This window comes from Bacillus sp. 007/AIA-02/001 (assembly GCF_004634455.1).
Taxonomy (GTDB): Bacteria; Bacillota; Bacilli; order Bacillales; family Bacillaceae_G; genus Bacillus_A; species Bacillus_A cereus.
The window spans coordinates 38,826-53,908 of sequence record NZ_SEIY01000020.1 but is presented as its reverse complement, the minus strand read 5'-3'; the positions used below and the strand labels follow the sequence as shown (position 1 = coordinate 53,908).

Genomic DNA, 15,083 nt, shown 5'->3' with positions numbered 1-15,083 from the left:
TCTCGTGCGGAAGGTTCTTAGACGGAAGGGGCTAGGAGGCGCAGCTAGATGAAACCAAAAGCGGAAGCGGCTCGCTTAGAACAAGAGGGCGTTGGAACTCCTGACGTAGAGGCGCTTTTTGCCTCGTAGGAAGGCGTGAAACGACCGACTGTTCTAGCCGCTGTAGCTAGATGAGATCAAACCGGAAACAAAACAACTAAGAGACTTGATGTCACATCAAGTCTCTTTCTTTCATGAAAGGAGAATGTATGATGGAGACGATGCCAAATTGGTTAAAGCAACGTGCATTTTTAACACCAGATCGTACTGCAATTGAAATAGAGGAAGAGAAAGTTACTTTTATGCAGCTGCATGAAAAGGTAGTATCTGTTTGTGAACACCTCACGCATGTAGGAGTGAAGCGAGGACAAAAGGTGGCTGTTCTGATGAAAAATGGTATGGAGATGATTACAGTTATTCACGCCCTATCGTACGTAGGGGCAGTAGCTGTGCTTTTAAATACGCGTCTTTCAAGAGAAGAGCTACTTTGGCAAATGGATGATGCTGAAGTTATTTGTTTAGTGACCGATCAAGAATTTGATGCTAAAGATGTTCCTGTCTATTCATTCGCCGAAGTGATGAATGGACCAAAAGAGGAAGCCTCTATACAAGAAGAATTCTCTTTAGAAGAAGCGATGACGATTATTTATACGTCAGGGACGACAGGGAAACCGAAAGGCGTTATTTTAACATATGGAAATCACTGGGCCAGCGCGGTTGGCTCTTCGCTTAATTTAGGACTTCGTGATGATGATTGCTGGTTAGCGTGTATGCCGATGTTCCATGTTGGCGGGTTATCTCTTCTAATGAAAAATATTATGTACGGCATGCGCATTTTACTCGTTCCGAAATATGATGCTGATTTTATTCATACAGCACTTCAAACGAGAGGCGTAACGATTATTTCAGTCGTATCAAAAATGTTAACTGATTTATTAGAGAGACTTGGAGAAGAAACATATCCTTCTTCTTTACGATGTATGTTACTTGGTGGAGGACCAGCGCCAAAACCGTTACTCGAAACATGTGTAGATAAAGGAATTCCTGTGTATCAAACGTACGGTATGACAGAAACGTCTTCGCAAATTTGTACGTTGTCCGCAGATTACATGTTAACGAAAGTAGGATCAGCTGGAAAGCCACTATTTCAGTGCCAACTTCGTATTGAAAAAGACGGCGTAGTAGTGCCGCCACATGCGGAAGGTGAAATCGTAGTAAAAGGACCGAACGTAACAGGTGGTTACTTTAACCGTGAAGATGCGACGCGTGAGACTATTCAAAACGGATGGCTTCATACTGGTGACCTCGGTTATTTAGATGAAGAAGGATTTTTATACGTATTAGATCGCCGCAGTGATTTAATTATTTCTGGCGGAGAGAATATATATCCGGCTCAAATTGAAGAAGTGTTGCTGTCCCATCCAGCGATAGCGGAAGCTGGTGTTGTAGGTATGACTGATGATAAATGGGGACAAGTACCCGCTGCTTTTGTTGTGAAAAGCGGGGCGGTAACAGAAGAAGAAATTCTTCACTTTTGCGAGGGGAAATTAGCGAAATATAAAGTGCCGAAGAAAGCATGTTTCTTAGAGGAATTACCACGTAACGCTTCGAAAAAATTGTTAAGACGAGAGTTAAGAGAATTAGTGGAGGAGAAAGAAACAGTAAACAAAAACATAGACAAAAGTAGGCATATATAATAAAAAGTAATTATGAAACAATATAAACCAAAAGAATTTTCAGAAATGCTTAATGTCTCTGTTAAGACATTGCAAAGGTGGGACAATCAAGGTGTTTTAACTGCTTACCGAAACCAAAAAGGAAGATGATACTATACAGAAGAACAGTATAAGGAATATATGGGTATTCAAGAAGAAAATAAAGTAGGCAAAGTAGTTATTTACACAAGAGTATCAAATCCAGGTCAGAAAGATGATTTAGAAAATCAGGTTGAGTTTTTAAAAACATTCGCAAATGCACGAGGGATGATTGTAGATGAAGTTATCAAAGATATTGGTAGCGGATTAAACTACAAAAGAAAACAGTGGAATAACCTGATTGACAGTTGTATGGAAAGAAATATTTCGACTATCATCATTGCACACAAAGATAGATTTGTACGTTTTGGATATGAGTGGTTTGAAAAGTTTCTTCGTAAAATGGGAGTGGAAATTATGATTGTTAACAATGAAAAACTATCTCCTCAAGAAGAACTTGTGCAGGATTTAATATCTATCATTCATGTATTTAGCGGTAGAATATATGGGTTGAGAAAATACAAAAAGAAAATGTCGGAGGATGAAGATTTATGAAAAGAGCATATTTAATAGAAATCAAACCGACAACTGAACAAGTTAGTAAAATCCGTCAAACTATTGGGGTGTGTCGATATGTATATAACCTGTATATCTCTAAAAATAAAGAGGCATATGAGTCGGATGGGAAATTTCTTAGTGGCTATGACTTTTCTAAATGGTTAAACAACATTCATACAAAAGAGTGTGACCAGTGGATTAAAGAAGTGTCGAGCAAAGCGGTAAAACAAGCGATTATGAATGGAGATAAAGCTTTTAAGCGATTTTTTAAAGGTTTATCTAAGTTTCCACGATATAAAAAAAAGAAGAAGCAAGATGTGAAGTGCTACTTTCCGAAAAACAACAAAACAGATTGGACAGTAGAAAGACATAGAGTAAAAGTCCCTACAATTGGTTGGATAAGGTTAAAAGAGTATGGATATATTTCAAAAAATACAACTGTAAAAAGTGGTACAGTATATCAAAGAGCAGGAAGATACTATGTGTCTATACTCTGTGAAGTGAAAGAGGTAAAACCAAATTCAATTCTCAATGCAGTAGGTATAGGAATTGATTTGGGAATTAAAGACTTCGCTGTACGTAGCGATGGAAAAACTCACAAAAATATAAATAAAACAGTACAAGTAAAAAAGATAGAAAAACGGTTAAAACGTGAACAACGCTCTTTATCACGCAAATTTGAAAATATAAGAAAGAGAGGTGAACAACCTGTTACTAATAAAAGAGCGAATATAAACAAAAATATTCTTAGGGTGCAACAGCTACATGCTAGGCTAGCAAATATTCGATTAGCGTATGTAAAGTCTATTGTAAATGATGTGGTGAAAACCAAGCCAATGTTTATTACAGTAGAAGATTTGAATGTGAAAGGTATGATGAAGAACAAACATCTATCTAAAGCTGTAGCGCAACAATGTTTTTATGCTTTTAAAACATGGTTATCAACGAAATGTAGGGAATATGGAATTGAACTACGGCAAGTGGACAGATTCTATCCATCTTCTAAAATATGTTCATGTTGCGGTCAAAAAAAGTCGGATTTAAAGCTGTCTGACCGAGTATATACATGTGATTGTGGAAATGTAATGGATAGAGATTTAAATGCATCTATCAACCTTTTACAAGCAAAAAAATATACAATACTAACGTAAATAGATTGTATATATGTACGGTGGGCTACATCGGAATTTACGCCTGTGGAGTGTCACAGCAAACTGTAGTAGCAAGTGATTAGCGAGGCAGGGCACGTAGAAGCAGGAATACTCTAAGAATATACATTTGTCTATATTTTTAGTAGCAGATGTAGGTGGAAATAAAAAAAGCGACACTTCATATAACAGAAATGCCACTCGTAATCCCGTTTGCTGCAAGCTACGGAACGTATGAGAAGCGTGAGAGCATCGTTATTAAATTAGAGGATACGGACGGATACATTGGATTTGGCGAAGTCGTCGCCTTCTCTGAACCGTGGTATACGGAAGAAACAGTGAAGACAGCATTGCATGTACTGCAAGATTTTTTATTACCTGATTTATTAAAGGCTGAAATTTCTCATCCGAATGAAGTGCCAAGTTTGTTCCAGCATATAAAAAGAAACCGAATGGCAAAGGCAGGAATAGAAGGAGCTGTTTGGGATTTATATGCGAAGCGACAAAAGAAGTCATTAGCGACATTACTAGGCGGGACTAGACCTGAAATTGAGGTCGGTGTTGTAATTGGTATCAATACAATTCCGGTTATGTTAAAACAAATCGAAAAGTACGCAGAAGAAGGGTACGAGCGTTTTAAAGTGAAAATAAAGCCAGAGCATGACTACGAATTATTGAAAGAGATTCGTAAAGAATTCCCGCACATCTCGTTAATGGCTGATGCGAACTCAGCGTACACGTTAGCGGATACGGAGAAATTGAAACGATTAGATGAATTTCAATTGATGATGATTGAACAACCGTTAGCGGATTACGATTTTCTTGATCATGCACAGCTGCAAAAGAAAATCGAAACGCCAATTTGCTTAGACGAAAGTATCCATAGTTTAGAAGACGCGCGCGTTGCGACTACGCTTGGAAGTTGCCGCATCGTAAATATTAAACCAGGGCGAGTGGGCGGATTAACGGAGTCGATTCAAATCCATGATTATTGTATGAAGCATAATATCCCCGTTTGGTGTGGCGGTATGGTGGAGATGGGGATTTCAAGAGCACAAAATGTTGCGCTTGCCTCATTGCCGAACTTTACGATTCCAGGCGATATATCTGCTTCTAGCAGACATTGGGAGCAGGATATTATTTCGCCGGAAGTGATGCTTAAGGGCGGAAAAGTTATGGTGCCGCAAAGTGTTGAAGCTGAGTATGAAGTAGACCGCGGAAGGTTGGCGGAGATCACGAAACAGCGAATTGTTTTGGAGCGGTAACTTGAGTCTTTAAAGTAGCGGGCGAATTTCGTTGTTAATTGTCGGTAAGTCGATATATTTCAATAATCGCTGATATAATGCGAGTTACGGTCGATATAATTGAGAAATCGCCGATATAATTCAAGTTATGGTCGATATATTTGGAAAATCGCTGATATAATTTTATTTACAAAGGTTACTCTAACGGGTAACCTTTTCGTATTGTACAAATTGGATAGACTAGTTTACAATCGAGCGTATAAAAGGGGGAGTAAAATGAAGCGCATTTCAATTTTAATAGTGGATGATGAGGCAGAAATTGCTGATTTAATTGAGATACATTTAGAAAAAGAAGGGTACCACGTCGTGAAGGCAGCAGACGGGGAAGAGGCTGTTCATATTATTGAAACGCAGCCAATCGACTTAGTGGTTTTAGATATTATGATGCCGAAAATGGATGGGTATGAAGTGACGCGTCAAATTCGCGCAAAGCACCATATGCCAATCATTTTCTTAAGTGCGAAAACTTCGGACTTTGATAAGGTGACAGGTCTTGTATTAGGCGCAGATGATTATATGACGAAACCTTTTACACCGATTGAATTAGTTGCGCGTGTAAATGCACAATTACGTAGGTTTCTTACATTAAATCAGCCGAAAGTAGCGGAGAATAAATCTGCTTTAGAGATAGGCGGAGTTATTATTGATCCTGAGCGAAGAACAGTGAACGTCTATGGAGAGCAAATTGAGTTAACACCGAAAGAGTTTGATATTTTATATTTATTAGCGAGCCATCCGAAGAAAGTGTATAATGTGGAAAATATTTTTCAGCAAGTATGGGCAGATGATTATTATGAAGGCGGAAATACAGTTATGGTACATATTCGTACGTTGCGGAAAAAGCTTGGGGAAGATAAAAGAAAGGATAAATTAATAAAAACAGTGTGGGGAGTAGGTTATACTTTCAATGGCTAATATGATGAAAAGTTTTCGATTTAAAATGATTGCCTTATTTGCGTTAAGTATGGTGCTTGCAGCAACTGTAACTTATATAATTTATAAAGGATTACAGCTGTATTATAAAACGATGGTTCGCTACGAAGAGCCTTTAGCGCAATTTAGGTCAGTGGTAAGGGAAGTTGGAGACATTAACTTCTTTTTAATTTTCTTTATTCCGTTATCTATTATCTTTTTCTTCTTTTTGACAAAACCGTATTTAAAGTATTTTAGTGAGATTTCTAACGGGATTCATCATCTTGCGAACGGTAACTTTACGAATAAAGTTCAAGTTTCATCAAACGATGAGTTTGGAGATATCGCACGTGAAATAAATGTTGCGAGTGAAAAGTTAAAAGAAGCGGTGGAAAGAGGAGACTTTGCTGAAAGTAGTAAAGATCAGCTCGTTGTAAACTTAGCTCATGATTTAAGAACTCCATTAACATCCGTGTTAGGGTATTTAGATTTAATTCTTAAAGATGAGAATTTAACAAAAGAACAAATTAAACATTTCTCCACAATTGCATATACGAAATCGCAAAGGCTCGAAAGTTTAATTGATGAGTTATTTGAAATTACACGTATGAATTATGGCATGCTAAAGCTGGATAAAAAGCCGATTGATATAAGTGAACTACTTATACAGTTAGATGAGGAATTGTATCCTTTATTAGAGAAACATCATTTACAAGCTAGGTTGAATATTGATCCTCATTTGCCAATTAACGGTGATGGAAAATTGTTAGCTAGAGTATTTGAAAACTTGTTAACAAATGCCGTTCGATACGGATATGATGGGCAATTTGTTGATCTGAATGGGTATATCGATAATGGAGAAGTTGTCGTACAAGTTATGAATTATGGAGACAGCATTCCAGAAGAAGATTTACCGTATCTTTTTGATATGTTTTATACAGGTGATAAATCGAGAACTGAGAACCGTGGCGGGACAGGCCTTGGACTGTTTATTGCGAAAAATATTGTTGAGCAGCATAACGGCACAATTTCTGCTGAAAGTAATGTAGTTAGAACAATGTTTGAAGTGCGATTGCCAAAAGACGAGAACTTAACAATTTAATAAAAATTTAAACTTTACCCCACTTTTTATTTTAATAGTTTTTTCTATTCTATACGTAAGTTACGTTAAGGAGGAACTAGAAATGAAAAAGTGGGTATTTATTTCTTTTTTTATAGCATGCACAGTATGTGTAGGCTTTTATATATCACCGTTATTTCAAAAGGAAATCGATGTTAAAATTGTCGGAAAAGATGAGCTAGTAAAGGCGGCAAATACCGAGAGGAAAGAGATTACGAAGGAACAAATTTATAAGGGTGATTTATTATTAGTTAATAGGGATTATCCAGTAAAAAAAGATAGTATTAGGTCTGATATTATAAATGTAAATCATAATAGTGAATTAGTAAGAGGCTACGTAATATTTGATAGAAATCTTCGTTTATCAAAGTATGTTGTAAAAAAGTTTTTGAACGTTGTCGATGCGGCTGGAAAAGATGGCGTACAGCATTTCTTAATGAGCAGTGGGTATCGAGATTTTAAAGAACAAAGTAAATTATATAAAGAAATGGGATCTGATTACGCGCTTCCAGCAGGATATAGTGAACATAATTTAGGATTATCACTAGACGTTGGATCAACGCAAAAGAAAATGGAGAAAGCGCCTGAAGGAAAATGGATTGAAGAGAACGTATGGAAGCATGGCTTTGTACTACGTTATCCGAAAAATAAAAGTAACATTACTGGAATTCAATATGAGCCATGGCATATCCGTTATGTCGGCCTACCTCATAGCGCGATTATGCAAAAAAAGAATTTCACACTAGAGGAATATTTAGATTTCTTAAAAGAGGAAAAAGAGATTTCAACTGAAGTAGAAGGTAAGAAATATACTGTTTCTTATTATAAAGTTTCTGAGAATATGAAAGTGAACGTTCCAGCAAACAAGCAGTATGAAATTTCGGGGAATAATATGGATGGGGTTATTGTGACGGTTCAGGAATAGAGAAAAAGGCTGTGCCATTTGGGACAGCCTTTTTTTATATAAGAAAGGAATTGACGTTTCTTGTCGGTAAATCGATATTCCTTGTCGAATCGTTGATATATTGTAAGTTATGATAGATATAATTGAAAAATCGTTGATATATTGTAAGTTATGATAGATATATTCAAAAAATCGTTGATATAATTTCCTATACTACTACCATTTTGGAGGAGCATCTTTTTATTCACTTTCAAACATTATAACGTTATATTTACTTCTGACTTTTTTTGTGTTACGCTAAACGTGTGAAAGAGATATAAAAAATGAAACTTAAATGTAAGCGTATTCTTATGGCTTCTTATAGAAAAGGGTGGAAATACAATGACAGAACGATTCGTACTACGTAATGTGAAACGTGTGAACGGGGAAGAGATTGACATTGTAATTGAAAATAACAAAATCGTACAGGTGACGAAAGCTGGTGCTGGCGAGGGTGGAAAGGTTCTTGATTACTCTGGTACTTACGTATCGAGTGGTTGGATTGATTTGCACGTTCACGCTTTTCCAGAGTTTGATCCGTATGGCGATGAGGTGGATGAAATTGGCGTTAAGCAAGGGGTAACGACAATTGTTGATGCGGGTAGCTGCGGAGCTGATCGCATTGCAGATTTAGTAAAAAGTAGAGAGCAGGCAAAAACGAATTTATTTGCCTTTTTAAATATTTCTCGCATCGGTTTGAAACGAATCGATGAATTATCCAATATGGAATGGATCGATAAAGAGAAAGTAATAGAAGCAGTAGAAAAGTATAAAGATGTAATCGTTGGGTTAAAGGCGAGAATGAGTAAAAGTGTCGTTTGTGATAGTGGAATTGAACCGCTGCATGTTGCACGCTCTTTATCTCGTGAAACATCATTACCGATTATGGTACATATCGGTTCAGCGCCTCCTCGCATAGAGGAAGTTGTACCTCTTTTAGAAAAAGATGATGTGATTACACATTACTTAAACGGGAAAGAAAATAATTTATTTGATGAAGAAGGCAAACCGCTACCTGTATTACTAGATGCAGTGAAGCGCGGTGTTCATTTAGATGTTGGTCACGGCAATGCTAGTTTTTCTTTTAAAGTAGCAGAGGCTGCGAAGCGTCACGATATCATCTTTAATACGATTAGTACAGATATTTACCGGAAGAATCGTATACACGGTCCCGTGTATAGTATGGCTCACGTTCTTTCGAAATTCCTTTACTTAGGTTATCCGCTAGAAGAAGTAATTGACGCGGTTACGAAAAATGCAGCAGAGTGGCTGAAAAAACCAGAGCTTGGCCGTATTCAAGAAGGAGATATTGCAAACTTAACTTTATTTACAGTGAAAGATGAGAAGGTTACGTTAATTGATTCAGAAGGGGATCAGCGCATTGCTGAAAGAAGGATTGATACGAAAGGGGTTGTAATCAATGGGTCATTCATTGAATGCTAAGTACGGATTAAAAAGAGTAATTAATGCGAGCGGTAGAATGAGTATTTTAGGTGTATCCGCTCCTACAGATACAGTTATGGATGCGATGAAACATGGTGGACAAAATTATGTGGAAATTGCTGATTTAGTAGATAAAGCGGGAGACCATATTGCGAGAATTCTAGATTCAGAGGCAGCGGTCGTTGTGAACTCAGCATCGAGTGGCATTGCGCTTTCTATCGCTGGTATCGTGACGGAAGGAAATCGCCGTAAAAGTGAAAGACTTCATCAAGAAGTAATCGCGAAAAACGAAGTAATTATGTTAAAAGGTCATAACGTTCAATACGGTGCTCCAGTTGAAACGATGATTTATTTAGGCGGCGGTAAGCTTGTTGAAGTGGGTTACGCAAATGAAGGGAAAGCAGAGCATATTGAAGATGCAATTGGTGAAAATACAGCAGCGATTCTGTATGTGAAATCACATCATGCAGTGCAAAAAAATATGATTTCTGTTGAAGAAGCATGGGAAGTAGCGCAGCGAAATAACGTACCACTTATCGTTGATGCGGCAGCTGAAGAAGACATTCAAAAATATGTGAAGTATTCAGACCTTGCCATTTATAGTGGTTCAAAGGCAATTGAAGGACCTACTTCTGGTATTGTTGGCGGTAAACGAAAATATATCGAATGGCTGAAAGTGCAATTACATTGCATCGGAAGAAGTATGAAAGTTGGGAAAGAAACAACTTTCGGCTTACTTCAAGCGCTTGATGAGTACGGCGTAAAAGAAGATAAAAGTGAGCAAGAAAAAGAATTGCTACAAATACTTATGCCGCTAAAAGAATTAAAAGGTGTAAATGTAACGATCGTTCAAGATGAAGCTGGAAGAGCAATCTTTAGAGCACGTATTCATATTAGCGAAAAAGAGTTAAATAAATCGGCAAAAGACGTTGTGACAGCATTACGCGAAGGGGAAATCGCAATCTATACACGTGATTACGGAGTAAGACAAGGATTCTTTGATATTGATCCACGTCCACTTCAAGGTGATGACATACATGTAATTGAAGAAAAATTGAGAGAAATTGTAGGGGGAAACTAAAATGACAAATATTCAAAAACGTTTTTATAAAGGCCGCGTAGCATTAAATGTATTAGCGAACAATACCCGAAATGCGAAAGATATTTTTGAAGCAGCAGAAGGGTATGTAGTAGTGGGGGTATTATCAAAAGACTACCCAACAGTAGAAGAAGCCGTTACAGCGATGAAAGCATACGGAAAAGAAATTGATGACGCTGTATCAATCGGACTAGGAGCAGGAGATAATCGCCAAGCGGCAGTTGTAGCTGAGATTGCGAAGCATTATCCTGGCAGCCATATTAACCAAGTGTTCCCTTCAGTTGGAGCGACACGTGCAAATCTTGGCGAAAAAGATAGCTGGATTAATAGTTTAGTATCCCCAACAGGAAAAGTGGGTTACGTAAATATTTCTACTGGTCCAATTAGCGCAGCTGGAGAAGAAAAAGCAATCGTTCCAATTAAAACAGCAATTGCACTTGTACGTGATATGGGCGGAAATTCATTGAAATACTTTCCAATGAAAGGTTTAGCTCATGAGGAAGAATATCGCGCAGTTGCGAAGGCTTGTGCAGAAGAAGGATTTGCATTAGAGCCAACAGGCGGAATTGATAAAGAAAACTTCGAAACAATTGTACGTATTGCGCTTGAAGCAAACGTAGAGCAAGTTATCCCGCACGTGTACTCTTCTATTATTGATAAAGAAACTGGTAACACGAAAGTAGAAGATGTTCGTGAATTATTAGCAGTCGTGAAGAAGCTAGTTGATCAATATGCGTAAGAAAATTGCAGCGTTTGGCGAAGTAATGATGCGCATGCAAGTACCTGGATATGAATTGTTGTCGCAAGCTAACACGTTAAATTACTCATTTTCAGGTACAGGTGTGAACGTTGCAGCGGCACTTTCTCACTTAGGGCATGAAGGGCTTCTTATTTCAACTTTACCGGAAAATTCGGTTGGAGAGGCAGCTGTATCTTACATTCAAAAGTTAGGGATTCAAACTTCTCTTGTTTCAAGAGGCGGTAAATATGTAGGTATGTATTTTTTAGAAAATGGATTCGGTGCACGTGCAAGCCGCGTTACGTATTCGAATCGACTAGAAAGTAGCTTCAATACGGCGTCTGAAGAGATGTACCAATTTGAAGAAATTGCTAAGGAAATTGATATCGTTCATTTTTGCGGTATTACACTTGCGATGAATGATACGGTGCGCCATCATATGAAGTCTTTAGCGAGAGCAGTTAAAGAAAACGGAGGAACCGTCGTTTTTGATTGTAATTATCGTCCATCACTTTGGGGAGAAGACGGATATGAACAGGCAAAACCGCATTATGAAGAAATGCTGGGACTTGCTGAAATCGTTATGATGAACGAAAAAGATGCAATGTTCGTTCTTGGAATGAAAACAGAAGAGACAGAGCGAGAGGCGCAACTTGTTGATCTTATTCCAAAGGTTGCTGAAACATATCATATCGCTACAATCGCTGGTACACATCGCTCTATTAATAGTGATAATACACACTCGCTACGCGGGTTTATATGTAAAGATGGTGCGTTCACTTTTGCAAAAACACTTGCGTTTTCTGTATATGATAGAATAGGTGCTGGAGATGCTTATACGAGCGGGATTATTCATGGCGAGATAGAAGAGTTTGCACCAGAGAAAGCTGTTTCATTTGCGTCAGCAGCTGGAATGCTTGCACATACAATCGTCGGTGATACGCCCATGTCATCAGAGAAGGATATACTTCGGGCAATGACGGCATCAGTAGGTGATGTAGAAAGGTAGTGGGTGTAACGGTGAACGTAACGAGGAAAAAAGGACCATTATATTTACAAATAAAAAATATTATTCGTGATCGAATATTGCATGGTGTATATGCGATTCATACGAATATTCCTTCTGAACCGCAGTTAGAAGAAGAGTTCAAAGTGAGCAAAATTACAGTGCGTAATGCAATTAAAGAACTCGCTCAAGAAGGATATTTAGAAAAGAAAAGCGGTAAAGGAACGAAAGTTATCCGTAATACTTCTGCGACAAAGTTGTCAAAAGGTAAGAAATTTACAGAAGTGTTAGTGGAAGAAGGATATAAAGTACAAAAGAAATTGCTAAAAGCAGAAATCGTTCATAATGAAGAAGGAACGGTGCCATTTCGATTATTCGGCAAGGAGAGTTTTCGTATTGAACGTTTATATACGTTAAATGATGCACCTTACATTCATTATACGCACTATTTCTCAGCAGGAATGGCAAGTACAGATTTATCGGACTTTGACTTGCAATCGCTTTATGATTTAGTTGAAGACCGAGGCATTCACTTAGAAAACTTCAGAGATGAATTCGCTGTTGGACTCGCGCCTAGTTTCGTTGCAGAAGCGCTAGGTGAAAAAGAGGGGACAGCGCTATTAAAACGTATGCGTTATTCTTACGATGAAGTTGGCGAAGTAATTGAATATAGCGAAGGCTACTACAATACAGAGATGCAGCATTATGTAGTGAATTATGACGTATAAAAAAGAGGGGATGTTCCCTCTTTTTTTTTAAAGTAAAACTTTAATTAGTGGAGGAGGGCATCATCCACTAATTATTAGCTCACACCAATCGGGATAAAAGTAAGGGGAATGAGAGATGGATATATACTTATTAATCGTCACGTTACTTGCGATCACAATTGTTATTTTAGGGGTATCATGGTGGAAATGGCATGCATTTATTAGTTTAACAGTTGCGAGTTTATTTTTAGCTATTATGTCTGGACTGAACTTAACGAAAATAGTGGCTGCCTATGAAACTGGTGTTGGTAGTGTACTAGGGCATTTAGTTGGTATTTTAGCACTTGGAACAATTTTAGGAAAAATGATGTCCGATTCAGGGGCAGGCATGCAAGTTGCAGATTTCTTTATTCGATTTTTCGGCGTAAAAAAATTACCTTGGGCTATGTTATTTGCAGGGTTTGTTATAGGGATTCCCGTATTTTTTGAAGTGGGGATTGTCATTTTATTACCACTCGTTATTTCAATTCGAAAAACGACGAAGCAAAATATATTATTAATTGCGTTACCTGTCATTGCAGGATTATCTATTGTTCACGGGCTCGTACCACCACATCCAGGGGCGATGACAGCAATCGGTATTTATAACGCGAACTTAGGAAAGGTACTTTTATATTCATTAATTATCGCGTTACCAACAGCCATTATCGCAGGCCCAATATTTGCAAAGTGGGTACATAAGAGGGTTATACCTGAAAATGAACCGGAGCTTGTTCGAGTTACGACAGTATCAACTGATTTGCCAAGTCGTAAAGTTTCATTCTTTATTATTTTATTACCAGTTGTATTGATGATTTTATCAGTAGTTGCACCATATATTTCATTACCGAAAAAATTGACTGAATTTTTTGTGTTTATAGGGAGTCCAGTAATCGCCTTACTTATTTCATGTTTCGCAGCATTTTATTTACTTGGTATCAAACAAGGTATTAATAAAAAGATGATTAAAAAATTAACAGATGAAAGTTTATTGCCTGTCGGTTCTATTATTTTAATAATTGGTGCAGGCGGTGGATTTAAACAAATATTAATTGAAAGCGGCGTTGGAACAGCTATTGCACAAATGGCAGAACATATTTCGTTATCACCAATTGTATTAGCTTTCATGGTAGCTGGTTTAATTCGAATTGCAACAGGTTCAGCTACAGTAGCATTAACGACAGCAGCAGGGATTGTTTCACCAGTTATTCAGCACATGTCTGGTGTGAATTTAGAGTTGCTAGTTATTGCAACCGGTGCAGGATCATTAATGTTTTCTCACGTAAATGATGCAGGGTTCTGGCTTGTAAAAGAGTATTTAGGTTTGACGGTGAAGGAAACATTTAAAACGTGGACGGTACTCGAGACATTGTTATCATTTATTGCATTTGGTTTTGCTCTTTTGTTGAATATGTTTCTTTAGGGAGAAAAGCCCATTTTAATTAATAAAACCCACAGGAGAAATTCAATTTCTCTGTGGGTTTTGCTATTTTTTAATCGTAGTTACTTACAAATATACAGGGCAAGGTGCTTTTTATATCTTTTTTCTATTGTCCTATTATTTAATAGAACGGACATACTGATTTTCTCCATCGTCTTTGACAAAGACTCCTAGCTCATTCAAATCTTTGCGTAAATGCTTCTTTTTTTTCGAGTTTCCTTCTCGAAGGGCATTTCGTCTTTCATACAAAATAGTATTTATGCTTTTATTAAATCGCGCATCCTCTAATTTCCATAAGCTATACTCATGTTTATAAGGATCTTGTTCCACCCAGGGGAAGTCGTGCATTAAGAAAGTATCTTTAATTTTGCTTGGGGTAATGTCAGATGTTTCACGTAACCATTCTCGGTCTTCTTGATCAATGATAACCACTTGACGCTTATCTACAAAAACGGCTTTTACATTTGATCTGGTGATTTGTTTCTTTTGATCGTCCTTATTCACGTGAATGCTTTCCGAAGTAATGTTCATTTTTAAAGCTTCACTATAAATAATTAAAGAAAATAAAATTCCTGCAATAACACCAATTAGCATGAGGATAATAGGAAGCCAGAAGGGATTAATAAAATTTAAAAGTTCTATAATTTTTGAATCAGAAAAGAGAGGAATCTTTTTTATAATCTCTATTAATTTAGGTGAAAAATATCCAATAACGCCTAAAAGGATTGGACTTACTATAGCAAGTAACTTTTCTAAAAAACCTAATCCAATGACAGATGCCTTTTTCATGTGTAGTTCATCCTTTCTTATATATATTTTTTAACCAGGGCA

General features: G+C 37.3%; 13 protein-coding genes and 1 pseudogene. 13 read left to right on the top strand and 1 reads right to left on the bottom strand.

From position 1 onward, the window contains the following. Nucleotides 1-251: 251 nt before the first annotated feature. The 13 genes and pseudogenes from ES895_RS25390 (at nt 252) to gntP (ending at nt 14,234) form a co-directional block, all read left to right on the top strand. Nucleotides 252-1,736 (top strand): o-succinylbenzoate--CoA ligase, encoded by a 1,485-nt coding sequence (locus ES895_RS25390; protein ID WP_176542963.1) that lies wholly within the window; start codon nt 252-254, stop codon nt 1,734-1,736. Nucleotides 1,737-1,748: 12 nt separating this feature from the next. Beyond that, nucleotides 1,749-2,348, top strand: a pseudogene (locus tag ES895_RS25385) (IS607 family transposase). After that, nucleotides 2,345-3,502: an RNA-guided endonuclease InsQ/TnpB family protein gene (locus ES895_RS25380; protein WP_000817282.1), complete on the top strand. Its 1,158-nt coding sequence runs from the start codon at nt 2,345-2,347 to the stop codon at nt 3,500-3,502. Before ES895_RS25385 ends, ES895_RS25380 begins: the two are co-directional and overlap by 4 nt. A 155-nt stretch (nt 3,503-3,657) precedes the next feature. After that, a complete protein-coding gene (menC, locus tag ES895_RS25370) occupies nt 3,658-4,764 on the top strand; it encodes an o-succinylbenzoate synthase (RefSeq protein WP_098664783.1) in 1,107 nt (368 codons plus the stop codon). Between the two features lie 255 nt (nt 4,765-5,019). Further along, nucleotides 5,020-5,718, top strand: coding sequence for a response regulator transcription factor (locus tag ES895_RS25365; protein ID WP_000822516.1), 699 nt, complete (start codon nt 5,020-5,022; stop codon nt 5,716-5,718). Next, nucleotides 5,711-6,817, top strand: a complete 1,107-nt coding sequence (locus tag ES895_RS25360) for a HAMP domain-containing sensor histidine kinase (RefSeq protein WP_000002610.1) — start codon at nt 5,711-5,713, stop codon at nt 6,815-6,817. The genes ES895_RS25365 and ES895_RS25360 overlap by 8 nt, the downstream gene beginning before the upstream one ends. Nucleotides 6,818-6,899: 82 nt before the next feature. Beyond that, on the top strand, nt 6,900-7,760 hold the full coding sequence (locus tag ES895_RS25355) for a M15 family metallopeptidase (protein ID WP_097862821.1): 861 nt from the start codon (nt 6,900-6,902) through the stop codon (nt 7,758-7,760). 360 nt (nt 7,761-8,120) lie between these two features. After that, a complete protein-coding gene (locus ES895_RS25350) occupies nt 8,121-9,221 on the top strand; it encodes an amidohydrolase/deacetylase family metallohydrolase (RefSeq protein ID WP_050964616.1) in 1,101 nt (366 codons plus the stop codon). Next, entirely contained in the window at nt 9,199-10,302 is a 1,104-nt protein-coding gene (locus ES895_RS25345; protein WP_065702976.1) for a DgaE family pyridoxal phosphate-dependent ammonia lyase, read from the top strand. The genes ES895_RS25350 and ES895_RS25345 overlap by 23 nt, the downstream gene beginning before the upstream one ends. 1 nt (nt 10,303) lies before the next feature. After that, complete coding sequence (gene dagF / locus ES895_RS25340; RefSeq protein ID WP_000181937.1) at nt 10,304-11,059, top strand: 2-dehydro-3-deoxy-phosphogluconate aldolase; 756 nt, start codon at nt 10,304-10,306, stop codon at nt 11,057-11,059. Further along, the gene (locus ES895_RS25335) at nt 11,052-12,068 is read left to right on the top strand and encodes a sugar kinase (protein WP_098279274.1); all 1,017 of its coding nucleotides are present in this window, start codon (nt 11,052-11,054) and stop codon (nt 12,066-12,068) included. Before dagF ends, ES895_RS25335 begins: the two co-directional genes overlap by 8 nt. Further along, nucleotides 12,068-12,793: a GntR family transcriptional regulator gene (locus ES895_RS25330; protein ID WP_000539261.1), complete on the top strand. Its 726-nt coding sequence runs from the start codon at nt 12,068-12,070 to the stop codon at nt 12,791-12,793. Before ES895_RS25335 ends, ES895_RS25330 begins: the two co-directional genes overlap by 1 nt. A 115-nt stretch (nt 12,794-12,908) precedes the next feature. Next, a complete protein-coding gene (gene gntP, locus ES895_RS25325; protein ID WP_000356187.1) occupies nt 12,909-14,234 on the top strand; it encodes a gluconate permease GntP in 1,326 nt (441 codons plus the stop codon). Nucleotides 14,235-14,369: 135 nt separating this feature from the next. On the opposite strand, the gene ES895_RS25320 is transcribed toward gntP, so the two are convergent. After that, a complete protein-coding gene (locus ES895_RS25320; RefSeq protein WP_000710356.1) occupies nt 14,370-15,041 on the bottom strand; it encodes a YqeB family protein in 672 nt (223 codons plus the stop codon). Nucleotides 15,042-15,083 lie beyond the last annotated feature (42 nt).